The organism is Loktanella sp. PT4BL, from assembly GCF_003201935.1.
Lineage (GTDB): Bacteria > Pseudomonadota > Alphaproteobacteria > Rhodobacterales > Rhodobacteraceae > Yoonia.
Map to the genome: position 1 here is coordinate 524,206 of NZ_QJJL01000002.1, position 22,224 is coordinate 546,429.

At 58.6% G+C, this 22,224-nt stretch carries 22 protein-coding genes; 11 read left to right on the forward strand and 11 right to left on the reverse strand.

Going from position 1 to position 22,224, the window contains the following annotated elements; translation table 11 throughout:
* Positions 1-31: 31 nt before the first annotated feature.
* The 3 genes from C7964_RS07510 to C7964_RS07520 form a co-directional block, all read right to left on the reverse strand.
* Positions 32-844, reverse strand: a complete 813-nt coding sequence (locus tag C7964_RS07510) for a glutamate racemase (protein ID WP_110279043.1) — start codon at positions 842-844, stop codon at positions 32-34.
* On the reverse strand, positions 822-1,733 hold the full coding sequence (locus tag C7964_RS07515; protein WP_110279044.1) for a lysophospholipid acyltransferase family protein: 912 nt from the start codon (positions 1,731-1,733) through the stop codon (positions 822-824). The genes C7964_RS07510 and C7964_RS07515 overlap by 23 nt, the downstream gene beginning before the upstream one ends.
* Positions 1,734-1,802: 69 nt before the next feature.
* Positions 1,803-5,219 (reverse strand): indolepyruvate ferredoxin oxidoreductase family protein, encoded by a 3,417-nt coding sequence (locus C7964_RS07520; protein ID WP_110279045.1) that lies wholly within the window; start codon positions 5,217-5,219, stop codon positions 1,803-1,805.
* 156 nt (positions 5,220-5,375) lie between these two features.
* Between C7964_RS07520 and C7964_RS07525 the strand changes: the two genes are divergently transcribed.
* From C7964_RS07525 to grxD, 4 genes are all read left to right on the forward strand, one after another.
* On the forward strand, positions 5,376-6,281 hold the full coding sequence (locus C7964_RS07525; protein ID WP_110279046.1) for a LysR family transcriptional regulator: 906 nt from the start codon (positions 5,376-5,378) through the stop codon (positions 6,279-6,281).
* Positions 6,282-6,654: 373 nt separating this feature from the next.
* Complete coding sequence (gene purL, locus C7964_RS07530; RefSeq protein WP_110279047.1) at positions 6,655-8,814, forward strand: phosphoribosylformylglycinamidine synthase subunit PurL; 2,160 nt, start codon at positions 6,655-6,657, stop codon at positions 8,812-8,814.
* A 98-nt stretch (positions 8,815-8,912) separates the two neighbouring features.
* Positions 8,913-9,149 carry a BolA/IbaG family iron-sulfur metabolism protein gene (locus C7964_RS07535; protein ID WP_110279048.1) on the forward strand — a complete coding sequence of 79 codons (237 nt, stop codon included), beginning with the start codon at positions 8,913-8,915 and terminating at the stop codon, positions 9,147-9,149.
* A 70-nt stretch (positions 9,150-9,219) separates the two neighbouring features.
* Complete coding sequence (grxD, locus tag C7964_RS07540; RefSeq protein WP_110279049.1) at positions 9,220-9,579, forward strand: Grx4 family monothiol glutaredoxin; 360 nt, start codon at positions 9,220-9,222, stop codon at positions 9,577-9,579.
* Positions 9,580-9,614: 35 nt separating this feature from the next.
* Here grxD and C7964_RS07545 read toward each other — a convergent pair whose 3' ends face one another.
* Together C7964_RS07545 and C7964_RS07550 are read right to left on the reverse strand one after the other, a co-directional pair.
* Positions 9,615-10,001 carry a cell division protein ZapA gene (locus tag C7964_RS07545; RefSeq protein WP_110279050.1) on the reverse strand — a complete coding sequence of 129 codons (387 nt, stop codon included), beginning with the start codon at positions 9,999-10,001 and terminating at the stop codon, positions 9,615-9,617.
* Entirely contained in the window at positions 9,988-10,458 is a 471-nt protein-coding gene (locus C7964_RS07550; protein ID WP_110279051.1) for a hypothetical protein, read from the reverse strand. Before C7964_RS07550 ends, C7964_RS07545 begins: the two co-directional genes overlap by 14 nt.
* Before the next feature lie 261 nt (positions 10,459-10,719).
* On the opposite strand from C7964_RS07550, the gene tkt reads away from it, so the two are divergent.
* Together tkt and C7964_RS07560 are read left to right on the forward strand one after the other, a co-directional pair.
* The gene (gene tkt, locus C7964_RS07555; protein ID WP_110279052.1) at positions 10,720-12,738 is read left to right on the forward strand and encodes a transketolase; all 2,019 of its coding nucleotides are present in this window, start codon (positions 10,720-10,722) and stop codon (positions 12,736-12,738) included.
* Positions 12,739-12,756: 18 nt separating this feature from the next.
* Complete coding sequence (locus C7964_RS07560; protein WP_181417131.1) at positions 12,757-13,302, forward strand: DUF4329 domain-containing protein; 546 nt, start codon at positions 12,757-12,759, stop codon at positions 13,300-13,302.
* On the opposite strand, the gene C7964_RS07565 is transcribed toward C7964_RS07560, so the two are convergent.
* A complete protein-coding gene (locus tag C7964_RS07565; protein ID WP_110279054.1) occupies positions 13,299-14,096 on the reverse strand; it encodes a phytanoyl-CoA dioxygenase family protein in 798 nt (265 codons plus the stop codon). The two genes, C7964_RS07560 and C7964_RS07565, sit on opposite strands and share 4 nt — an antisense overlap.
* Positions 14,097-14,314: 218 nt before the next feature.
* Between C7964_RS07565 and gap (C7964_RS07570) the strand changes: the two genes are divergently transcribed.
* The 4 genes from gap (C7964_RS07570) to C7964_RS19930 all read left to right on the forward strand — a co-directional run bounded on the left by gap (C7964_RS07570) (position 14,315) and on the right by C7964_RS19930 (position 16,954).
* Complete coding sequence (gene gap, locus C7964_RS07570) at positions 14,315-15,316, forward strand: type I glyceraldehyde-3-phosphate dehydrogenase (protein WP_110279055.1); 1,002 nt, start codon at positions 14,315-14,317, stop codon at positions 15,314-15,316.
* An 82-nt stretch (positions 15,317-15,398) separates the two neighbouring features.
* Positions 15,399-15,542, forward strand: a complete 144-nt coding sequence (locus C7964_RS19925) for a hypothetical protein (RefSeq protein WP_181417132.1) — start codon at positions 15,399-15,401, stop codon at positions 15,540-15,542.
* Positions 15,543-15,613: 71 nt separating this feature from the next.
* The gene (gene gap, locus C7964_RS07575) at positions 15,614-16,615 is read left to right on the forward strand and encodes a type I glyceraldehyde-3-phosphate dehydrogenase (protein ID WP_110279056.1); all 1,002 of its coding nucleotides are present in this window, start codon (positions 15,614-15,616) and stop codon (positions 16,613-16,615) included.
* A 180-nt stretch (positions 16,616-16,795) separates the two neighbouring features.
* Entirely contained in the window at positions 16,796-16,954 is a 159-nt protein-coding gene (locus tag C7964_RS19930) for a hypothetical protein (RefSeq protein WP_181417133.1), read from the forward strand.
* 48 nt (positions 16,955-17,002) lie between these two features.
* Here C7964_RS19930 and C7964_RS07580 read toward each other — a convergent pair whose 3' ends face one another.
* The 4 genes from C7964_RS07580 to C7964_RS07595 form a co-directional block, all read right to left on the reverse strand.
* Positions 17,003-17,779 (reverse strand): alpha/beta hydrolase, encoded by a 777-nt coding sequence (locus C7964_RS07580; protein ID WP_146214833.1) that lies wholly within the window; start codon positions 17,777-17,779, stop codon positions 17,003-17,005.
* Positions 17,776-18,270, reverse strand: coding sequence for a pantetheine-phosphate adenylyltransferase (gene coaD, locus C7964_RS07585; RefSeq protein ID WP_110279058.1), 495 nt, complete (start codon positions 18,268-18,270; stop codon positions 17,776-17,778). The genes C7964_RS07580 and coaD overlap by 4 nt, the downstream gene beginning before the upstream one ends.
* A 67-nt stretch (positions 18,271-18,337) precedes the next feature.
* Positions 18,338-18,772, reverse strand: coding sequence for a CBS domain-containing protein (locus C7964_RS07590; RefSeq protein WP_110279059.1), 435 nt, complete (start codon positions 18,770-18,772; stop codon positions 18,338-18,340).
* A gap of 38 nt (positions 18,773-18,810) precedes the next feature.
* Entirely contained in the window at positions 18,811-19,713 is a 903-nt protein-coding gene (locus C7964_RS07595; protein WP_110279060.1) for a LysR family transcriptional regulator, read from the reverse strand.
* A 100-nt stretch (positions 19,714-19,813) separates the two neighbouring features.
* Between C7964_RS07595 and C7964_RS07600 the strand changes: the two genes are divergently transcribed.
* On the forward strand, positions 19,814-21,313 hold the full coding sequence (locus C7964_RS07600; RefSeq protein ID WP_110279061.1) for a CoA-acylating methylmalonate-semialdehyde dehydrogenase: 1,500 nt from the start codon (positions 19,814-19,816) through the stop codon (positions 21,311-21,313).
* A gap of 187 nt (positions 21,314-21,500) precedes the next feature.
* Here C7964_RS07600 and C7964_RS07605 read toward each other — a convergent pair whose 3' ends face one another.
* Entirely contained in the window at positions 21,501-21,917 is a 417-nt protein-coding gene (locus C7964_RS07605; RefSeq protein ID WP_110279062.1) for an Hsp20/alpha crystallin family protein, read from the reverse strand.
* Positions 21,918-22,224: the final 307 nt, after the last annotated feature.

Sequence of the window (22,224 nt, forward strand, 5' to 3'; positions counted from 1 at the left end):
ATCCCTCAGGATGAAAAGGTCTTGAAATCGGTTATGCGGCGGTAAAGGTGATTTTCCGTCGCAGAAACTGTGTCGCCCGATTGGAAACGCGGTCCGGATCACCCGTTGTCAGAAAGGCAGAGTCCATCCCCGGGCCAACCATCTCGGGCCGGCGCTGCAGGTAATCGGCAAGGCTCTCTGCGACCAGATTGGCCTGACTGAAGACTTTCACATGCGGGCCAAGGGCGGCCTGAAATGCCTCTTCCATCAGCGGGTAATGGGTACAGCCCAGCACCGCCGCATCAGGTTCCGGCATCTTGCGCTTGAGCGCATCCACATGGCTGCGCACCAGCGCCTCGGCAAGGATCATATCGCCATCTTCGATAGCATCCACAACACCGCCACAGGCCTGCGCCTCGACATCCACGCCGATCGCGCGGAAGGCCAGTTCACGCTGGAATGCGCGGCTTGAGACCGTGGCAGGTGTGGCAAACAATGCCACATGTTTGACGTCGACTTCGCGTGGTGGCGAGTTGTCGCCCCATTGCCGTTCGGTCAAGGCCTCGATCAGCGGCACAAACACGCCCAACACGCGCTTGCCTTCGGGCACCCAGCCCTCTTGCATCCGGCGCAAAGCGGCTGCCGAGGCCGTGTTGCAGGCCAAAATCACCAGATCACAGCCCGCATCAAAGAGGCGCTGTGTGGATTTGGTGGTCAGGTTGTAGATGTCATCCGGCGTGCGCACACCGTAAGGCGCATGCGCACTGTCACCCATGTAGACAAGCGGAAGATCAGGCAGGCGTTTGGCCACAGCGTCCAGCACCGTAAGCCCGCCAAGACCACTATCGAATATGCCCACTGCCATTGCTGCGTACCTTGTATTTCGCTTCGAACTCATGCCCCAGGTGGGTCGGGTCCACCGGGCTTGTGCTCAACTCATACGTGGCTTTACGCAGAAAATCCATGCATCCTTTGGGGTCTTTTTTGAAACGCTCCAAGGTCGCTTGCGGGATCGGTTCACCGATGACAACGCGGACTGGTTTGTTGATCTTGGCCTTGAATTCACGGATGAACATGCCCGTGCGCAGGGTGCTGTGCAGGTGGCTGGCCAGTTGGAACAGGCGGCTGTTGTGCCCTTCGAAAAACACCGGAACCACTGTTGCCCCCGACTTTGCAACCATCTTGGCGGTAAAGGTGCGCCAGCTGGGGTCCATCGGCTTGGAAAAGGGCGTGGCCGAAGTGGACACCGTCCCGCCCGGGAAAATGCCGATCGCGCCGCCCTCTTGCAGGTAGGCAATTGCTTTCATGCGGGTTTCAAGGTTCAGCTTGGCGGCTTCTTTGGTCTCATCAAAGGAAATCGGCAGGATGATGCGTTCAAGATCGGCCGCCCGCCGGAAAATCCGGTGCGCAAGCACGCGAAAATTGCCCTGCCTGCGCTCGCAAAGGATACGCCCCATCATCAGCCCATCAAGTATCCCGTAGGGATGGTTGGACACCACAATCAGCGGCCCCGTGCACGGGATATTCTCAAGCGATCCGCCAATCACATCCAGTTCGACACCATAGCGGGTGCACATGACCTCCCAGAAATCCGCCCCCGCCGCGACCTCAGCGTCATAGCCTTTCGCCTTGCGGATCAGCCGCAAGCGCCCCGTTGCGTTCTCCATGACACGGATGACCGCACGCCCGGAACGGCGCTTGGCGGAGGAAGCATAGGTAATATCACGGGCGGCATCACGGGCGGTTGCAGGCATGGCAGGGTTATCCAAGAAACGATTCCGGGTCGTTTACCTGCCAAATACGAAAATACCATGACAAAGTGACTATTCCGCCGCCTGCTGCATCGGGGCCGCCCGCAAGACCGCCAAAAGCTCTTCGCGGCGCTTGGCAGCCTTGCGCGCATTCGCCTCTTTTACCGGACCAAAGCCACGAATTTCACGGGGCAAGGCCGCCAAGGCCATCGCCGCATCCCGCGTGTCAGGGCGCATGATTTGAAGGACCTCCGCCATATCCGCCTCGTATTCCTTGATCAATGCGCGCTCCATCCGGCGCTCGGCTGTGCGCCCGAACGGATCAAAGGGCGTACCACGGAGGAATTTCAGCTTCGCAAGCTTCGGAAACGCCCAGGCCATGCGCTGGCCGAATTCCTTTTTGGCAGGCCGCCCGTCTGGGCCTGTCTTGGTCAGCATGGGCGGGGCAAGGTGATAGGTCAGCTTCAGATCGCCATCAAACTCGGCCTTTGCCTTTTCTTCGGTCTGCGTCAGCAGGCGTGCCACCTCGTATTCATCCTTGTACGCCAAGAGCTTGTGATAGCCTGTTGCGACCGCAGCGCGCATCCCGTCATCCATGAAACGGTCCACCATCTTACGATACCGCTTGGCCAACCGCTTGCCCTGATAGGCCACCAGATGCGCCTCGCGGAAGGCAATTTTCTCGGCCGTGGATTTGGGCAATGCCACAACATTCGGCGTCAGCAAAGCCTGCGCATCCGCCGGATGCAGATAGGCCCAGCGGCCCAATTCGAAGGCACGGATATTGCGCTCCACAGCAGCACCATTCAGCTTAATCGCCTGCAAGATCGCATCGTACCCCACTGGAATTGCACCCATTTGCCAAGCCGCCCCAAAGACCATCATGTTTGAATAGATGCTGTCGCCCAAAAGCGCCTTGGCCAGATCGGAGGCATCAAACATCGCCAAACCATCCGACAAACGCGCGCCAAGCGAGACCTTCAATTCATCACTTGGCAGCCGGAATTCGGTATTACGGGTGAAATCGCCAGTGATAATCTCATGGCTGTTTACCACACCTTTGGTGCGCCCCGTTTTCATCAACCCCAGTGTTTTGGCACCCGCAGAGACGACCAGATCACCGCCAATCAGCGCGTCACACTCACCTGTTGCGACGCGGATCGCGTTGATATCGCTCGGCTTCTCGCCGATCCGGCAATGGATATGCACCGCGCCGCCCTTTTGGGCCAGCCCCGCCATCTCCATCATGCCCGCCCCTTTGCCGTCGATATGCGCGGCCATCGCCAGCACAGCGCCGATGGTCACAACGCCGGTGCCACCAACACCCGTAATCACGACATTATGGGTGCCATTGATCGCAGGCAGCACAGGGTCCGGCATGTCGGGCAGATCAACGTCCGCTGTCGCCTCCTTGCGGATTTTCGCGCCTTCGATCGTCACAAAAGACGGGCAGAACCCTTTGACACAAGAGAAATCCTTGTTGCACGACGACTGGTCAATCGCACGCTTGCGGCCCAGTTCCGTTTCAACCGGCACGATGGACACGCAGTTGGATTGCACCCCGCAATCGCCGCAGCCTTCACAGATATCGGTATTGATAAAGACCCGCTTGTCAGGATCAGGAAACTGACCGCGTTTGCGACGGCGGCGTTTCTCCGCGGCACAAGTCTGGACATAAACTATGGCAGACACACCTTTGTATTTGCTGAATTTCTCTTGGACGATCGGCATCTCTGCCCGCTCATGCACATCCAATCCCTTGGGAAAGCGTGCAAGGTCGATATCTTCTTTCTCATCATAGACAAGGGCCACGTTGCGCACCCCCATCGCCTGAATTTCGCGACAAATCTGATCGGCGGTCAGCCCACCATCATTGCCCTGACCGCCCGTCATGGCCACCGCATCATTATAGAGGATTTTATAGGTGATATTGGTTCCCGCCATCAGCGCGAACCGAATGGCCTGCACGCCTGAATGATTGTAGGTACCGTCGCCCAAGTTCTGGAACACATGGTCGCGGGTCGAGAACGGCGCCTCGCCGACCCAGTTCGCGCCTTCGCCCCCCATCTGGGTAAAACCAACGGTTTCGCGGTCCATCCACTGCACCATGTAGTGACAGCCGATGCCCGCATAGGCGCGCGATCCTTCGGGGACTTTGGTGGACGAGTTATGCGGACAGCCCGAACAGAAATAGGGCAACCGCTGCGCAATCTCGGGCGCGTTGTCGGCGCGGCGCGCCTCGGCCAGTTGCGCAAGGCCCGCCTCAACACCCGCCGATCCACAGCCCTCTTCCACCAAGATGCCGCCCAGTTTTTCGGCGATCACTATCGGGTTCAGATCCGCCTTGGTCTGGAACACCTCTTCGCGGCGCCCAGCGGAATGTTCATCGCCCTTGTGCCAGCCGTAAACCCGCCGCCCGTTGCGGTCGTCAAACAGCGCCTCTTTGACCTGCACTTCGATCAGCTTGCGTTTTTCCTCGACCACCACAATCAGGTCGAGCCCTTCGGCCCATTCATGGAACGACGCCATATCCAGCGGCCAGACCTGCCCCACCTTATAGGTGGTGATGCCCAGCCGTTCGGCCTCGGCCTCATCAATATTCAGCAATGCCAGCGCGTGCTGCAAATCCAGCCAGTTCTTGCCAGCCGCAACAAAGCCGATTTTTGCACCGGGCTTGCCCCATTTGCGCTGGTCCATCTTGTTGGCCCTGCTGAACGCTTCGGCGGCAAAGCGTTTATGGTCAATCATCCGCGCCTCTTGCAGCTGCGGTGTATCAACAAGGCGGATATTCAAACCGCCCTCGGGCAAGTCCAGCTCGGGGCGCACAAAGGACATCCGGTCGGGATCACCGTCTACCACGGACGTGACCTCGATTGTGTCTTTCATCGTCTTCAGGCCGACCCAGACGCCGGCAAAGCGTGACAGCTCCCACGCATAAAGCCCGTAATCGAGTATTTCCTGCACGCCCGCCGGCGACACAATCGGCATATAGGCATCAATCATCGCCCAGTCCGATTGGTGCAGCGTGGTCGAGCTTTCACCGGTATGGTCATCGCCCATCGCCATGATCACCCCGCCGTGGGGCGACGTGCCTGCCATATTGGCATGGCGCATCACATCACCCGAACGGTCCACGCCCGGCCCTTTACCGTACCACAGGCCGAAGACACCGTCGTATTTGCCTTCACCCCGAAGCTCTGCCTGCTGACTGCCCCAAAGGGCGGTGGCAGCAAGATCTTCGTTCAATCCGGGCTGAAAGGTGATCTGCGCAGGCTCAAGCACATCTTTCGCCCGTGTCATCTGCATATCAACGGCACCCAGCGGCGATCCGCGATAGCCGGTCACATAGCCTGCGGTATTCAACCCCGCCTTTTCGTCCCGCGCGCGCTGCATCAGCATCAGACGCACAAGCGCCTGTGTGCCGTTCAGCAAAATCTGGTGTTTCGTCAGGTCATAACGATCATTGAGCGACACATTCTGATGTGACATCCCGCACCTCCCCGCGCGTCGAATATCCCTCAACTATAGGTCAAAATTGCTGACCTACAAAGCACAAAATAAATCAGATCGTGGTTTGCATAAAAACATCCGTTTCGGGTAATGTCTGTAAATCAAATACAAGAAATTATTTTTAAAAAGGCCGTTATGGACTGGGATAAACTAAGAATCTTTCACGCCGTCGCGGATGCGGGATCGCTGACGCACGCCGGAGATACACTGCACCTGTCGCAATCGGCGGTCAGCAGACAAATTCGTGCGCTGGAAGAATCACTCAACACAACACTGTTTCACCGCCATGCGCGCGGCCTGATCCTGACGGAACAGGGCGAATTGTTGTTTGACGCCACCAAAAGCATGAACAAACGGCTCGAGGCCGCCTCAGCACGCATCCGTGACAGCGAAGAAGAAGTATTTGGCGAATTGCGCGTCACCACGACCACCGGCTTTGGCACGCTCTGGCTCGCCCCACGCCTGCCCAAGCTCTACGAACTCTACCCTGATCTGAAAATCGACCTGATGCTGGAAGAACGCGTCCTTGACCTGCCCATGCGCGAGGCTGACGTGGCGATCCGCATGAAAGAGCCCTCGCAGGCAGACCTGATCCGCAAGCGGCTGATGTCGGTCAGGATGCGCCTCTATGCGTCGAAAACTTATCTGGAAACCAACAAAGCGCCAGTCGAGATATCGGATATCTCTGACCACAGGCTGATCTGTCAAAGCCTCAATTCCATTCAGGTCGCTGCGGGGGCCACACTGCTGCAACACCTGATGACCTATGACATTCCCAACACGTTCACGGTGAACAACTATTTCGGGGTGCTTCAGGGGGTGATCAACAATATCGGCATCGGCGTCCTTCCTGACTACCTGACCGAGGATTTCCCCGATCTTGTCCGCGTCCTGCCGGATCTGGAAAGCGGCGAAGTGCCCGTTTTCCTCGCATATCCCGAAGAATTGCGGCAATCCAAACGCATCGCGGCCTTTCGCGACTTCGTTCAGGACGAGATTTTCACGCATCGGCGGAAAATGCGTGAAGCGGTCGAAATCTAGCCCGAGACAACCCTAAGAAGAATTTCGTTTCAAAAACAACGCCAAGCCCCTCACGCATGTAAACCGAGCCGCAAGCTATGCATTGAGGACATAGCGGCATTGCGAAAATTTGACCCATTTTTTCTTGATTGGTCAAAAAACGCACCCTATTTGATCTCTCGAAGGCGACGATGCGATAGCGCTCATCACCTTCACCTCCCTGTTGGACTTCGCCGGGCCTTGTGCCCGGCATTTTTTTTGGCGCCGTGCCGTCCGTGCCGGCATTCCGGAAATACCGCATCAGCACGTTTCTAAAGCGCACAAATCAACAGCTCTCTTTCCCTCTTACGCGCAACCCCGTAAAACACGCGCGACTCAAGCGCGGGGGACCAAGATGCAAGAGCCAGCAATCACCGAAGACCTGATCGCAGCCCATGGGCTTTCGCCTGATGAGTATCAGCGCATCCTTGAGATCATAGACCGCGAACCGACCTTCACAGAACTCGGCATCTTTTCGGCAATGTGGAACGAGCATTGCTCTTACAAGTCGTCCAAGAAATGGCTGCGGACCCTGCCAACGACAGGCCCCCAAGTGATCTGTGGCCCCGGAGAAAACGCAGGTGTCGTTGATATCGGTGACGGGCAAGCAGTGGTTTTCAAAATGGAAAGCCACAACCACCCCAGCTACATTGAACCTTACCAGGGGGCGGCCACAGGCGTCGGCGGTATCCTGCGTGATGTGTTTACCATGGGCGCGCGCCCGATTGCGGCGATGAACTCGCTCTCCTTCGGTGAGCCGGCACACCCTAAAACACGGCAGCTGGTCAACGGCGTGGTCGCCGGTGTCGGCGGCTACGGCAACTGCTTTGGCGTGCCCACCGTGGGCGGCGAAGTGCGCTTTGATCCCGCCTATAACGGCAACTGCCTTGTGAATGCCTTCGCCGCAGGCCTCGCGGATGCGGACAAGATTTTCTACTCCGCCGCCTCCGGCGTTGGCATGCCCGTGGTGTATTTGGGCGCCAAGACGGGCCGCGACGGTGTCGGCGGTGCGACAATGGCCAGCGCCGAATTCGACGACACCATCGAGGAAAAACGCCCCACTGTGCAGGTCGGTGATCCCTTCACCGAAAAACGCCTGATGGAAGCCACACTGGAGCTGATGGCCACCGGCGCCGTGATCTCGATCCAGGATATGGGCGCCGCTGGTCTCACTTGCTCTGCCGTGGAAATGGGCGACAAGGGCGGTTTGGGTGTGAAACTCAACCTGAATGCTGTTCCCCAGCGTGAAGAGAATATGACCGCCTACGAGATGATGCTGTCCGAAAGCCAGGAGCGCATGTTGATGGTGCTCAAGCCCGAGCTTGAGGCCGAGGCGCGCGCCGTGTTCGTCAAATGGGACCTCGACTTTGCCATCGTCGGCGAAACAATCGCAGAAGATCGTTTCATCATCGAGCACAATGGCAAGATCATGGCCGATCTGCCCTTGGCCACGCTCTCCGGCTCTGCCCCCGAATACGACCGCCCGTGGGAACCCACACCCCCTGCGGCCCCATTGGGCGAGGTGCCGGGTGTGCATCCCATCGACGGGCTGAAGGCACTGATCAGCAGCCCCAACTATGCCGGCAAACAATGGGTGTATGAGCAATATGACCAACAGGTCATGGGCGACACCGCGCGCACCCCGGGTGCCGGTTCGGGCATCGTGCGCGTGCATGGCACCGAGAAATCGCTTGCCTTCACCAGCGACGTTACCCCCCGCTATGTCAAAGCCAACCCCTTTGAGGGTGGCAAACAGGCGGTGGCCGAGGCGTACCGCAACCTGACCGCCGTGGGTGCGACCCCCTTGGCAACGACCGATAACATGAACTTCGGCAACCCCGAAAAGCCCCAGATCATGGGGCAATTCGTGGGCGCGATCCAAGGCATCGGCGAGGCTGTCAAAGCGCTCGACATGCCGATCGTGTCGGGCAACGTGTCACTTTATAATGAAACCGACGGCAAGGGCATTCTGCCCACGCCCACCATCGGCGCCGTCGGCATCATCCACCACCCCGATCACATGATCACCGGCGATATCCGCGAAGGCCATGTGCTGCTGGTGCTTGGCGAAACCGCAGGCCACCTCGGGCAATCCGCGCTGCTTGCGGAAGTTTACGGGCGCGCCGAAGGCGATGCGCCTCCCGTCGATCTTGCCGCTGAGAAAGCGCATGGTGATTTCATCCGCGCCAACCACGCCTATATCAAGGCTTGCACCGACCTCAGCGACGGCGGTCTGGCCCTTGCGGCCTTCGAATTGGCCGAGGCGGCAGGGGTCGGGATCACGCTGGATGCCGAAGACACACCAACCCTCTTTGGCGAGGATCAGGCGCGCTACCTGATTGCCTGCAACTTCGATCAGGCCGAAGCACTGATGATCGCGGCCAGTCAGGCAGGCGTTCCGCTGGCGACAGTGGGCAAAGTGGGCGGCGACCAGATCACCTTTGGCAGCCAGAGCGCACCGCTCTCAGAACTCAGCCGGGTGTTCCGCACCTCATTCGAAAACGCGGTCGCCTGATTATCATCTTGCCCAAAATACTCCCGCCGGAGGCATCCCCACTTGTCCCCCGGCGCAAGCGGCCCTAATTTAGAACCAACCGACCAAAAGGACCGCAAATGCCTATCACCGCCTTCGAGATCGAGACCCTCCTGCGCGAAACCTTCCCTGACGCCACAATCAACGTGCAGGGTGACGACGGGTCCCATTTTGCTGCCGAAGTCATCGACGAAAGCTTTCGTGGCAAGAACCGCGTTCAACAGCAACGGGCCGTCTATGCCGCGCTCAAAGGCAAGATGGATGGCAGCAATGGCGAGTTACACGCGCTCGCTTTGACAACCAAAGCGCCCAACTAGCCCAAATTTTTTGAAAAATTTGGCCCAAAGTCTTCAAAGACTTTGACGCCGAGCAAGAGGACCGAAGAACATGACAGCCCAAGACAAGATCAAAGACACCGTCACAACCAACGATGTGGTTCTTTTCATGAAAGGCACCAAAAGCATGCCGCAGTGCGGGTTCTCGTCCCGTGTCGCAGGCGTTCTGAATTTCATGGGGGTCGAATATGCCGATGTGAACGTGCTGGCCGATGACGACATCCGTCAGGGGATCAAGGACTACTCTGACTGGCCGACCATCCCGCAGCTTTACGTCAAAGGCGAATTCGTCGGCGGCTGCGACATTATCACGGAAATGACGCTTTCGGGCGAACTCGACACGCTGTTTTCAGAAAGCGGTGTCGCATTCGATAAAGACGCGGCCGAAAAGATCCGCGAAGCAAACAGCTAACAAAGAAAGAGGCGGGCGCCCTGCCCGCCTTTTGTCTATCGCGCCTCGACCTGATCCGCCAAAGCTTCGGCCCGCGCCGCGATCTCTGCCAAAGCATCCGTCACAGCCGCAGGCACCACAGGCACCTCGACACGCAGGGGCGCAGGTGCCGGTTGGCTTTGCAGGTTTTCCATCTGCGCGCGCATATTGGCCGCTTCTGTTTCCAGCTGCCGCACCTTGTCTTCAAGTGATGCGGTCTTATCCGCCAGCATCAGACCGGCCATCAAAAGCATGCGCCCCTCGGGCATCCGGCCAATCTGATCCGCCAGATGGCTGGCTTCCGCATCCAGCATCGCCGCGGCGGAATGCAGGAAATGCTCTTCGCCGTCCTGACAGGCGACCTCAAAGGTCCGCCCCCCGATAGCAATCTCAACCTGCGGCATGGGATGTCTCCTCGATCAGGGGCTTCAATTCGTCCAGAATGGCATCAATCTCGGCCGCATCGGCAGAACGCTGTGCGCTCAGGGCCTTGATTTCGGCATTAACGGCCGCATCATGCAATTCGGGCGCAAGGCCTGTGGTCACAGCCTCGCGCAGCTTTGCATTCATCTCGCGCAACTGCACGTTCGAGGCGCGCAATTGCTGCAACTCCTCGTCCAGCTTCATCAGATGCTTGCTTTGTGTCTCGGCACGCAGGGTCAGGCTGGCCACCTGCGTATCCTGACGCTCTTTCAGGACACGGACACGTTCAACCAGTTCGGCGTTTTGCGCGCGCTCCTGATCAAGGGCCGCTTGCAACGCGGGATCGGCGGCAGTCTGCCCACCGGCGGCATCAAGGCCCTGCCTGATCCGGTCTAGCGCTGCGGTGATGCGGCTTTCCAATGTACTGATATCACTCATCCGCCCGTCCTTTCATGGCGCAACAGGCGCGCCCGTCTTTGCCATCGTCTTTGCAACCAGTTGTTTTTCGGCCCGACTGCCCCGGCCGAGAGAGCCGAATCGTGCCTGTTGAGAACAAGCGTATGCCAACAATGGCCCTGCCGCAAACCACAGCGTGCCAAGAATATGAGTAACTTAGCCGTCACGCTTGATCTTGGGTTCGGTCCTGATATGACGCTGCCAACGCCTGACGTTCACCATTCGTAATTAGGACCTGATCACTTGGATATTGCAGCCCTGCGCACCGCACACCCCGACCACTGGATGAAAGCCACCGCCATCCGTACCCTCACGCTGGATGCGGTCGCCGCAGCGAACTCCGGCCACTCCGGCATGCCGATGGGCATGGCCGATGTGGCAACTGTGCTCTTTGAAAAGCACCTCAAGTTCGATCCCAAAGCACCACACTGGCCAGATCGGGACCGCTTTATCCTCTCCGCAGGCCACGGCTCGATGCTGCTCTATTCCCTCATGTACCTCACCGGATACGAGGATATGCCGCTTGAGCAGATCAAGGACTTCCGCCAATGGGGTGCCCGCACCGCAGGCCACCCTGAATTCGGCCATGCGCGCGGGATTGAGACAACGACAGGTCCACTGGGCCAGGGGATCGCCAATTCGGTCGGTTTCGCCATCGCAGAGGAAATCCAGCGCGCCACATGGGGCAAAAAAATCATTGATCACCACACCTACGTCATGGCCGGCGACGGCTGCCTGATGGAGGGCGTGAGCCAGGAAGCGATTGCGCTGGCGGGCATGCAGAAACTCTCGCATCTGATCGTGTTCTGGGACAACAACAACATCACCATCGACGGCACCGTCGATATCGCCGACATCACCAACCAACCGATGCGGTTCGAGGCCTCGGGCTGGCACGTCCAGTCCATCGACGGCCATGATCCAGAGGCCATCGACGCGGCCATCATCGCCGCGAAAAAGGACCCGCGTCCGTCCATGATCGCCTGCAAAACCCATATCGCATTGGGCCATGCGGCACAGGACACCTCCAAAGGCCACGGCGCCCTGACCAACGCCGACCAGCTGAAGGCCGCAAAAGAGGCTTACGGCGCGCCGATGGGTGATTTCGAAGTCGCAGCCGATGCGCTCAAGCAATGGGCCGAGATCGGCGCACGCGGGGCCACGGCCCACAAAGAATGGCACGACCGTTTCAACGCACTCTCTGCCAATAAACAGGCCGAATTCAAACGCATCTATGCCGGTGAAGCACCCAAGCGCTTGTCCGCCACGATCCGCGCGCTGAAAAAGCAGATCAGCGAAGGCGCGCCATCCGTCGCGACCCGCAAATCATCGGAAATGACCCTCGAAGTCATCAACCCGATCATGCAGGAAACCATTGGCGGTTCGGCGGACCTGACAGGGTCCAACAACACGCTGACCAAGGACATGGGCACATTCCACCCTGACACCCGCAAGGGCCGTTACATCTATTACGGTGTGCGCGAACACGGGATGGCAGCGGCCATGAACGGTATGGCGCTGCACGGCGGTGCGCGCGCTTATGGCGGGACGTTCATGTGCTTCACCGATTATGCACGCGGTGCAATGCGTCTGTCCGCGCTGATGGGTGTGCCGACCACTTACGTCATGACACACGACAGCATCGGCCTTGGCGAAGACGGGCCGACACACCAGCCAGTCGAACACCTCGCCATGCTACGGGCCACGCCAAACATGAACGTCTTCCGCCCTGCCGATACGGTGGAAACCGCAGAGGCATGGGAAATTGCGCTCACATCGCAGAAAACGCCCAGCGTGCTGGCCCTGACACGTCAGAACCTGCCAACGGTCCGCACCGAGCATAAGAACAAGAACATGGTCGCGCAGGGCGCCTATGTGCTGGCCGACGCCGAGGGCAAACGCCAAGCGATCCTGCTGGCCACAGGCTCCGAGGTCAGCATCGCGCTGGCCGCGCGTGATCTGTTGCAGGCTGAAGGGATCGGCACCCGCGTTGTGTCAATGCCGTGCTGGGAACTCTTCGAAGAGCAGGAAGAGAGCTACCGCAAGCGTGTCCTGCCTGGTGGCCCTGTGCGCGTCGCGATCGAGGCGGGCATCCGCTTTGGCTGGGACCGCTGGTTGTTCGGCGAGCGCGGCAAGCGCGAAAAATCCGGCTTTGTCGGCATGCACGGCTTTGGCGCATCTGCCCCGGCCGAGCGTCTGTACAAGGAATTCGGGATCACCGCCGAGGATACGGCCGCAAAGGTCAAGTCTTTGATCAAGTAAACAATGAACGCCACTGCGATGACATGGATGAAAGTCGGCACCGCAGTGGCGACAATGGGGCTCGTAGCGCTTGTCAGCTGCACGCCCGACACACCGCCCATTGTTGCATCAACCGACGACGTTGACGTTTTTGCAAGAACGGTGCTGAACAGCGTGCAGGCGCGGTCGATTGCGCAAAGCCGCGAATACTGCGGCTATATCTTTCTTACGACGGATGGCGGGATGGCCGCAACCGCGCCAAGGGCCGGTCAGGAAGACTATTGCGATCTGCCCGCCCCCGACGCAAACGTCATTGCCTCTTACCACACGCATGGCGGCTATTCGGACGTCTATGACAACGAGGTGCCTTCGCTTGATGATATGCGTGGCGATATCGAAACGGGGATCGACGGATATATCAGTACCCCCGGCGGACGACTGTGGCTGATCGACCACGAGCTGCGCATCGCACGCCAGCTGTGCCGCGCGCCCTGCGTCACGACGGACCCGGATGACAATCCCGACGACGCAGGTTACGTGCCGCGCAGCTTTACGCTGGAAGCACTCGAAGCACGGTTCGACTAGCTGCGGCTGAACAGCACAGGAAACCAGTCTTCGCGCAGCTTTTGCCCCGGCACCATGCCATGCCCCGGAAACGGCGGCGATGTTGGTCCGGGCCGCGCGACATAGCGCGCATCATCACCCAGCAGACGCAAGGAAAAGGCACGGCGACGCGCCTTGGCCTCATTGCCGCGTGCCCCATGCAGTATGCGGTAGTGAAACGCCACCGCATCGCCCGGTTCCATCGCGAATTCAACAATCTCCATCCCTTCCGCATCGGGATCGGGTACCGGCATGAAATCCTTGTCATCGGGATAAAAATCCGTCTCTGACAGCCACCGCGTCGGCAAGACCTCTTTGGGCCATTTGTGCGATCCCGCAACACAGCGCAGCGACGCTTCACGGACAGGATCAAGCGGCGACCAGAAACTCACGGTCTGCTGACCTTCCACAAAATAATAGGGGCTGTCCTGATGCCACGGCGTCGGCTTTGAGGTGCCGGGCTCTTTGACCAGCACATGATCATGGAAGAGCTGGCAGGTCTGCGACCCCATCAAATCTGCGGCCACCTCGGCGGCAGGCGAATGGCGGGCAGCATCTTCAAACGGGGAAATCCGGTTCCAGTTGCAGTAATCGTCGAAAAAACGCCCTGCTTCACCGTCATGCAGGCTTTCGGCGGCATAGGGCCCGGGCTCTGCCATGTTGGTGGCAATGCCTTCACGCAGCGGCTCTACCCAATCGGCAAACAGGCCCTTGATCAGGACAACCCCGTCGCGCTGGTAGGTCTCGATATGGTCTTGCGTAATGAGCGGATGCATCTGGTGTCCTTTCAGCTGTCCCTTCTTACGCAATCAAACCATGATTCGACAGCCGCACTGATTGTTTGCGTTAACATCCCTTTGGTCCTCAATCGCGTTATCGCTAACACCAAATGTTATCGTTAACATATTGATGAATAACACGTTTTTCGTTCCCCTCGGACGTACACCTGCGTATACCACTTGCAACGACGACAGAGCGGCAAGGAACTTCAGCTATGACAGTGACCATCGGGATTAACGGGTTCGGGCGTATCGGACGCTGCACTTTGGCCCATATCACCGAGGCCGCGCGCAACGATGTGCAGGTCGTCAAAATCAACGCCACCGGTCCGATCGAAACCAACGCGCATCTGCTGAAATACGACAGCGTGCACGGCCGCTTTGGCAGCCCGATCACTGTGAAGGGCAACACAATGGATCTGGGCCGCGGCCCGATTGATGTGATGTCGACCTACGATCCCGAAGAGCTTGATTGGGATGGCGTCGATGTGGTGCTGGAATGTACCGGCAAATTCAACGATGGTCTGAAATCCAACATCCACCTGACGCGCGGTGCGAAAAAGGTTCTGATCTCGGCCCCCGCCAAGAACGTGGACCGCACCGTCGTTTACGGCGTGAACCACCGCGAACTGATCGCAACCGAAAACATGGTGTCGAACGGGTCCTGCACGACCAACTGTCTGGCGCCGCTGGCCAAAGTCCTCAATGATGCCATCGGCATTGAACGCGGCATCATGACAACGATCCACAGCTATACCGGCGACCAGCCGACACTGGACCGTCGCCACAGCGATCTTTACCGCGCGCGTGCCGCCGCAATGGCGATGATCCCCACCTCGACCGGTGCGGCCAAAGCCCTAGGAGAGGTGCTGCCGGAACTCGCAGGCAAACTCGACGGCACCGCCATGCGCGTCCCTACCCCCAATGTCAGCGCGGTCGATCTGACATTCGAGGCCGGCAAGTCCGTCACCGTCGAGGAGGTCAACGCCATCGTCGCCGAAGCGGCCTCTGGCTATATGGGCATGGTGATGTCCTACGACGACGAGGCAAAGGTCAGCATCGACTTCAACCACACCACCGAAAGTTCGATCTTTGCACCGGATCAAACCAAGGTCGTGGGCGGCCGTACCGTGCGGGTGCTGGCATGGTATGACAACGAATGGGGCTTTTCGGCGCGTATGGCCGATGTTGCGGCCACCATGGGGCGCTTGCATTAAACACAACCTGCAAGGCACAAAACGCTGCAAGCCCGCTCACGCGGGCTTTGCCATTTGTGGCATCTGGGCTAAACCTCGGCCCATGACAAATACCATTGCTGTTCTTCTTGGTCTGTTCTTGGTCGCCTTGCTTGGTTTTGACTACCTGCAGTACGACGGGACATATGCGCTGTTTCTCTCGCGCAAATTTGTCGAACTTATCGAGTGGCTCGCGTTTTGGCGCTAAAGGCGATCAACGGTTGACCTTTCCGTATAAATCGCAATGTTAGCGCCAACATTGACCCTGAGGAGAGTACCATGGCCGTCAAAGTAGCAATTAACGGATTTGGCCGCATCGGCCGCAACGTCCTGCGGGCAATCGTCGAAAGCGGGCGCACCGATATCGAGGTTGTCGCGATCAACGATCTGGGACCGGTCGAAACCAACGCACACCTGCTTCGCTTTGACAGCGTGCACGGGCGCTTCCCCGCCACGGTGACGACAACCGAAACCACCATCGACGTGGGGCGCGGACCGATTGAGGTGACTGCCATCCGCAACCCCGCAGACCTGCCTTGGTCGAACGTGGATGTTGTGATGGAATGCACCGGCATCTTCACAAGCAAAGAGGCCTGCCAGGCGCATCTTGATAACGGATCAAGCCGTGTTCTGATCTCGGCCCCCGGCAAGGACGCAGATAAAACAATCGTTTACGGCGTGAATGACGGGATGCTGACGGCTGACGATATCATCGTCTCGAACGCTTCCTGCACCACCAACTGCCTGTCGCCCGTGGCCAAGGTGCTGAACGATGCGATCGGCATCACCAAAGGTTTCATGACTACAATTCACAGCTACACAGGCGACCAGCCGACGCTGGATACGATGCACAAAGACCTTTACCGCGCCCGTGCAGCCGCCCTGTCCATGATCCCCACCTCGACCGGTGCGGCCAAAGCCGTGGGCCTTGTGCTGCCGGAACTCAACGGCAAACTTGACGGTGTGGCGATCCGTGTGCCAACGCCCAATGTGTCGGTCGTGGACCTGACATTCGAGGCCAGCCGCGCCACGACCGTCGAAGAGGTGAACGCCGCCATCATCGCCGCCGCCGATGGCCCGTTGAAGGGAATCCTCGGCTATACCGACCTGCCGATGGTCAGCTCGGACTTCAACCACGACCCCCATTCCTCGATTTTCCATCTGGATCAAACCAAAGTGCTGGACGGTAACATGGTGCGGATCCTGACGTGGTACGACAACGAATGGGGCTTCTCGAACCGCATGTCGGATACAGCCGTTGCGATGGGCAAGCTGATCTAATCCAGCCACCTTAGACGTGAAAAAGCCGGTCCCCTGGATCGGCTTTTTTTTGTGCAACTTGCAAAAACCGCCATGCAAAGGATGCATAACCGCTAGCGCTAACTGTCAGTTGTTCTGCGCTGCAGCATTGCTATCTGTAGTGCACGTAATGAAGCAAAACGCACACAAAGGAGCACGCATATGACCGTATTGAACATAGTTCGCACCGCCGTCCAGAAACGCGTGGCCTATAGTCGTCTGAAGTATGAACTGGCCTCAATGCCACTGGAAACAGCCATCGACCTTGGCATGTTCCGTGAGGACGCCGCGAAAATCGCAGCCAAACGCATCTACGGCTAAACGCTTACGATCACTGACAGAAGACCGGCCGCGCCTTCGGGTGCGGCTTTAGTTTTTGGGCAACCCGTTCAGGAAAGCATTGATCCTGTCCTGATACCCCGCCTGTCCGGCCAGATTGTTATGGGTGGCACCTGCGACCTCATGGAAGGTGACAGACAGGCCCGCCACATCCATTGCGTTCGCCAGTTGCGCACCATATCCGATGGGGATCAGTTGATCGGCCGTGCCGTGCTGGATCAGAACCGGTGCATTCAGAGCAGGCACATCGTCCAGCGACCGCCACTTCTGCACGAAAGGCAGATAGCAGGCTGGCAGATAGGACCCTTTGGTCATCAATGTACAAAGCGTGGGATAGGGCGCATCAAGCAACACCGCCGCCACATCCCGTCGTGCCGCCACATGAATGGCTAGCCCCGTGCCCAGCGAAAACCCGTGCACCGCAATCGGCCCGTCGTGCTGTGCGGCGAGCCAATCATAGGCGGCCAGCGCATCGGCCTTGAGACCCTGCTCGGACGGGCGCCCGGCGATACCGGCCCCGCCCCGATATTCCAGTGCCGCCACGGTCCTGCCTGCATCCTGATGTGCATCCAGCGAATAGGTGAAATAGGCCAGCGACCCGCCGTTCCCCATAAAGAACAACACCGCCATGTCATCTTGGCCCTCAGAGATCGCGATAGAAACATCACGGTCTGATACCGTCTCTTGGCGAAACGCAGGGTTCTCAAAGGCGTCAGCACCAAAAGGATAGATGATGCGGGGATGAGCAACCACCATCACAGCAGCATAAAGCAGGTAGGTGCCGACCAGCATCCAGAGCCAGCTCAACCGCCGAACCGCTCTTTCAACGCGGTGTTGACGGCGGGTGTCACGAATTTAGACACATCCCCCCCAAGGCGCGCGATCTCTTTCACCAGCTTGGACGCAATCGCCTGATGTTGGGCCTCGGCCATCAGAAACACGGTCTCGATTGAATTATCCAGCACACGGTTCATGCCAACCATCTGATATTCATACTCAAAATCCGCCACCGCACGCAAACCGCGAATAATCATCGACGCGCCCACATCACGGGCACAGTCAATCAGCAGGTTCTCGAACGGATGGGCCACAATTTCACATCCGCTCTTTGCAGAGAGCAGCTTCACCTCGGCCTCGATCATCTCAACCCGTTCCTCCAAGGTGAATAACGGGCTTTTGTCTCGGTTGATCGCCACACCGATGACAAGCCGATCCACCAGCGTGGCAGCACGGCGGATGATATCAAGATGTCCATGCGTGACCGGATCAAAGGTACCGGGATAAAGTCCTACGCGCATGGCAAACCTCTTGGTGTTCTGAATTTTTGCCAAGCAACATTATTGCGCAGCAGAATGCAAGCACGGCCTAGTGGCCCATAATCATGCTTTCAAGCGATTCTTTTTCCATCGCCAACTGCGACAAACGGCCCTTTACGGCGTCCCCGATCGAAATCAGGCCCACCATACGGCCCTCATCCATCACCGGCAGGTGGCGGAACCGCCCGGCGGTCATCATTTCCAGCACCTCAAGCGCCGAATTCGCAGGGGTACAGGTGGTCAGCTTGGCTGTCATCAGGGCACTGACCGGATCACTCAGACAGGCAGCCCCCCGTTTGCCCAATTCACGCACAATGTCACGTTCGGACAGGATGCCATCCAGTGATTCACCATCAGAAGACACCACAACGGTACCGATACGGTGCTCTGACAAGAGCTTGGCCGCATCAGCCACAGAGGATGAGGGCGTCACCGAAATCACACCAACCTCAGGTTTCGACTTCAACATTTGGGAAACTAACATGGGTGGACTCCTTGGTTCTCCTCCGGAATTTCAGCGTGTCAAACGGGGGGGCCAGCTGTCAAGCGTGCTGTGCGTTCGAGCCGCACAACTTCGTCCTGTATTCCCGCCCGCAGCGCCTGCGCAAACCGCGTCAAACGGTCAAGCCGCCGGTCCGAAGTATGACGCACCAGATAAAACGACCGCGTCAGCGCCACTTGGTCAGGCAACACCATCTGCACCTCGGGCGCAAAGGGCAGCGCGAAATCATGCACGATCCCGACACCCGCCTGCCGGATCATCTGTAACTGTACCGCCACGGAATTCGACGCCATCTGCACGCCAGCCACATCAATCGCGCTGAGGTAATCCAGCTCTTTGTCGAAAATCATATCCGGAATATAGCCCACGATCCGCCGCCCTTTCAGATCGGCCAGACTCTGCAAAGGGGGCGCATCTGAACGCATCGCAAGATGCAACTGATAGTCCGTGATCTTCTGCACTGTCAGCCGCCCTGCGGCGGGCGGGCTGACGGTTATCGCCATATCTGCCTCGCGCCGTGACAGGTTCACGACACGGGGGAGTGCCAGAATTTGCACCTCAAGATCAGGGTTCCTTTCCTGAATAGCCGCGCAAACCTGCGGCAAAAGGTAATTCGCCGCCCCGTCCGGCGCACCGATCCGGATTTGCCCTGTCAACCCCGCACGTTCCCCCTGCCCCTCATCCGCGATCCGTGCCAGATGAACCTCGGCCTCTGCGGCACGTTCCTTCATCCGTTCACCCAGATCGGTCAACGCATAGCCCTGCGGTGATTTCACAAAAAGCGCGGCCCCCAGATTGCGCTCCAACCGCGCAATCCGGCGGCCCAAGGTCGAGGGGTCCATTTTCAGCACAGGTGCGGCCGCCGACAGGCCCTCGGCCCGCGCGACCGCCAGAAACACCCGCATATCATCCCAGTTTTCCATAGCACCCTTGCATTTTTGCAAAATGATTTTGGGATATTGGTTCTTTTACGCGGAAAAACGCAAGGATATAGTCGCTCCAAACCAACATTTGGAGGATCCCATGCAAGAGTTGACCCACTACATCAACGGCGAACACGTCAAAGGCACGTCCGGCCGTTTTGCCGACGTCTTCAACCCCGCCACCGGCGAAGTGCAGGCGAAAGTGCCGCTCGCAAACGCCGCTGAAATGGCCAAAGCCGTTGAAATCGCAGCGAAAGCCCAACCGGCATGGGCCAAAGTAAACCCCCAGCGCCGCGCCCGCGTCATGATGGCCTTCGTGGGTCTTCTGAACCGCGATATGGACAAACTGGCCGAGGCACTCAGCCGCGAACACGGCAAAACCCTGCCAGACGCCAAAGGCGACGTGATCCGCGGTCTTGAGGTTGTGGAATACTGCATCGGTGCGCCGCAGCTTCTGAAAGGTGAATTCACCGACAGCGCGGGACCCGGCATCGACATGTATTCCATGAAACAGCCTTTGGGTGTCACCGCGGGCATCACGCCATTCAACTTCCCTGCCATGATCCCAATGTGGATGTTCGCGCCCGCAATAGCTTGCGGCAACGCCTTTATCCTCAAACCCTCCGAGCGTGACCCATCCGTGCCGCTGATGCTGGCCGAACTGATGGAAGAAGCAGGGCTGCCCAAAGGCATCCTGCAGGTCGTCAACGGCGACAAGGAGGCGGTTGACGCGATCCTTTACGACGACACGATCCAGTCGGTCGGTTTCGTGGGTTCAACGCCGATTGCGGAATACATCTACGGCACCGGCTGCGCACAGGGCAAACGCGTGCAGTGCTTTGGTGGTGCCAAGAACCACATGATCATCATGCCCGATGCCGACATGGATCAGGCCGCCGACGCGCTGGTCGGTGCGGGCTACGGTGCTGCTGGCGAACGCTGCATGGCGATTTCGGTGGCTGTGGCCGTGGGTGATGAGACCGCTGACCGTCTGCTCGAAAAGCTCGTCCCCAAAGTCGAGGCGCTGAAGGTCGGCCCCTACACCGCAGGCAATGACGTGGACTATGGCCCCGTTGTCACCGCCGCCGCCAAGGCCAACATCGAACGTCTGGTGCAAACCGGCATCGACCAAGGTGCGAAACTGGTCGTCGACGGGCGCAATTTCAAACTGCAAGGATACGAGGACGGCTTCTTTGTCGGCCCGCACCTCTTTGACAACGTCACCAAGGACATGGACATCTACAAGACCGAAATCTTCGGCCCTGTCCTGTCCACCATCCGCGCCAAAACCTATGAAGAGGCCATCGGCCTTGCCATGGACCACGAATATGGCAACGGCACCGCGATCTTCACCCGCGACGGCGACACCGCCCGCGATTTCGCCAACCGCATCAACATCGGCATGGTTGGCGTGAACGTGCCGATCCCTGTGCCGCTGGCCTACCACACCTTTGGCGGCTGGAAGAAATCCATGTTCGGCGACCTCAACCAGCACGGCCCCGATGCTTTCAAGTTCTACACACGGACCAAGACGATCACATCGCGCTGGCCCTCGGGCATCAAAGAAGGCGGCGAGTTCTCGATCCCGCTGATGGACTAAAACATCAAAGGCCCACCGGAAACGGTGGGCCTTTTTGGTTGCTGCAGGCTGCTTTGCCCGGCCAGCGCCAGGTGCAGGGGTTCTGCCTATAGACAGAAGATGCCCGCACTACAGCGGCGCGCAACAACGCAGCACTTGGTCAGACCGATTGCCCTTTCATGTGCCGTTCCGGCGGTTTCTTCAGGCACTAGCCCTTGCGGATCTCGACCTTCGCGGCTTCACGTTGCTTCGGGGCCGTCTTCGGAATGGTGATGGTCAACACACCGTCCTTGAGCTGGGCATCCACATCTTCGCCGCGGGCGTCAGGGGGCAAACGAAACGAGCGACTGAAGGCGCCATAGTGCCGCTCCGAAAAGTACCATGTATCCCCCTTGTCTTCGCGCTCGGTGCGCTTTTCGCCCTTCAGCAGAACCACACCGTCCTCGACGCTGAGGTTGATGTCCTTTTCTTCCACGCCGGGCAGCTCGACAGCAATGCGGTACGCATCATCGTCTCCTGAAGCTTCGGACGCTGGCGCCAGCCATTCCGAGACGCGTTCACCCAGTTGGCGAAATGGATCGTAGAGTGATGGCCAAAAACCGCTGGTGTGGGATTTCTCAACCATATCCGTACTCCTCTTTAATAGGTTTCCTGCGAAAGGACGTACTTCACCCAGCATCAACGGGTTTTGATCTTTCTCAAACGCGGGGCCGCAAAAGGGTTCATGCCCGCGAAGCCGTGAACATGGTGCAGGCTTTGACGCGTGACGGTGCCCCCGAACATCTTGAACGGGATGACGGCAGGCCAGATGCAGCATTGATCTTAGCGTTGCATGGCGAGCCAGCACGCGCGAAATTCTCGGGCTTCAGATGAATTCCAGGCGCTTGCGCTTTTGCGACGTTCGCGTTCTTCAGTGAAGGCTTTTCGGGTTG

What these genes read in the sequence shown, in the direction of transcription:
- C7964_RS07510 (WP_110279043.1), bottom strand. Translation starts at nt 844, where the DNA reads ATGGCAGTGGGCATATTCGATAGTGGTCTTGGCGGGCTTACGGTGCTG.
- C7964_RS07515 (WP_110279044.1), bottom strand. Translation starts at nt 1,733, where the DNA reads ATGCCTGCAACCGCCCGTGATGCCGCCCGTGATATTACCTATGCTTCC.
- C7964_RS07520 (WP_110279045.1), bottom strand. Translation starts at nt 5,219, where the DNA reads ATGTCACATCAGAATGTGTCGCTCAATGATCGTTATGACCTGACGAAA.
- C7964_RS07525 (WP_110279046.1), top strand. Translation starts at nt 5,376, where the DNA reads ATGGACTGGGATAAACTAAGAATCTTTCACGCCGTCGCGGATGCGGGA.
- purL (WP_110279047.1), top strand. Translation starts at nt 6,655, where the DNA reads ATGCAAGAGCCAGCAATCACCGAAGACCTGATCGCAGCCCATGGGCTT.
- C7964_RS07535 (WP_110279048.1), top strand. Translation starts at nt 8,913, where the DNA reads ATGCCTATCACCGCCTTCGAGATCGAGACCCTCCTGCGCGAAACCTTC.
- grxD (WP_110279049.1), top strand. Translation starts at nt 9,220, where the DNA reads ATGACAGCCCAAGACAAGATCAAAGACACCGTCACAACCAACGATGTG.
- C7964_RS07545 (WP_110279050.1), bottom strand. Translation starts at nt 10,001, where the DNA reads ATGCCGCAGGTTGAGATTGCTATCGGGGGGCGGACCTTTGAGGTCGCC.
- C7964_RS07550 (WP_110279051.1), bottom strand. Translation starts at nt 10,458, where the DNA reads ATGAGTGATATCAGTACATTGGAAAGCCGCATCACCGCAGCGCTAGAC.
- C7964_RS07560 (WP_181417131.1), top strand. Translation starts at nt 12,757, where the DNA reads ATGACATGGATGAAAGTCGGCACCGCAGTGGCGACAATGGGGCTCGTA.
- C7964_RS07565 (WP_110279054.1), bottom strand. Translation starts at nt 14,096, where the DNA reads ATGCATCCGCTCATTACGCAAGACCATATCGAGACCTACCAGCGCGAC.
- gap (WP_110279055.1), top strand. Translation starts at nt 14,315, where the DNA reads ATGACAGTGACCATCGGGATTAACGGGTTCGGGCGTATCGGACGCTGC.
- C7964_RS19925 (WP_181417132.1), top strand. Translation starts at nt 15,399, where the DNA reads ATGACAAATACCATTGCTGTTCTTCTTGGTCTGTTCTTGGTCGCCTTG.
- gap (WP_110279056.1), top strand. Translation starts at nt 15,614, where the DNA reads ATGGCCGTCAAAGTAGCAATTAACGGATTTGGCCGCATCGGCCGCAAC.
- C7964_RS19930 (WP_181417133.1), top strand. Translation starts at nt 16,796, where the DNA reads ATGACCGTATTGAACATAGTTCGCACCGCCGTCCAGAAACGCGTGGCC.
- coaD (WP_110279058.1), bottom strand. Translation starts at nt 18,270, where the DNA reads ATGCGCGTAGGACTTTATCCCGGTACCTTTGATCCGGTCACGCATGGA.
- C7964_RS07590 (WP_110279059.1), bottom strand. Translation starts at nt 18,772, where the DNA reads ATGTTAGTTTCCCAAATGTTGAAGTCGAAACCTGAGGTTGGTGTGATT.
- C7964_RS07595 (WP_110279060.1), bottom strand. Translation starts at nt 19,713, where the DNA reads ATGGAAAACTGGGATGATATGCGGGTGTTTCTGGCGGTCGCGCGGGCC.
- C7964_RS07600 (WP_110279061.1), top strand. Translation starts at nt 19,814, where the DNA reads ATGCAAGAGTTGACCCACTACATCAACGGCGAACACGTCAAAGGCACG.
- C7964_RS07605 (WP_110279062.1), bottom strand. Translation starts at nt 21,917, where the DNA reads ATGGTTGAGAAATCCCACACCAGCGGTTTTTGGCCATCACTCTACGAT.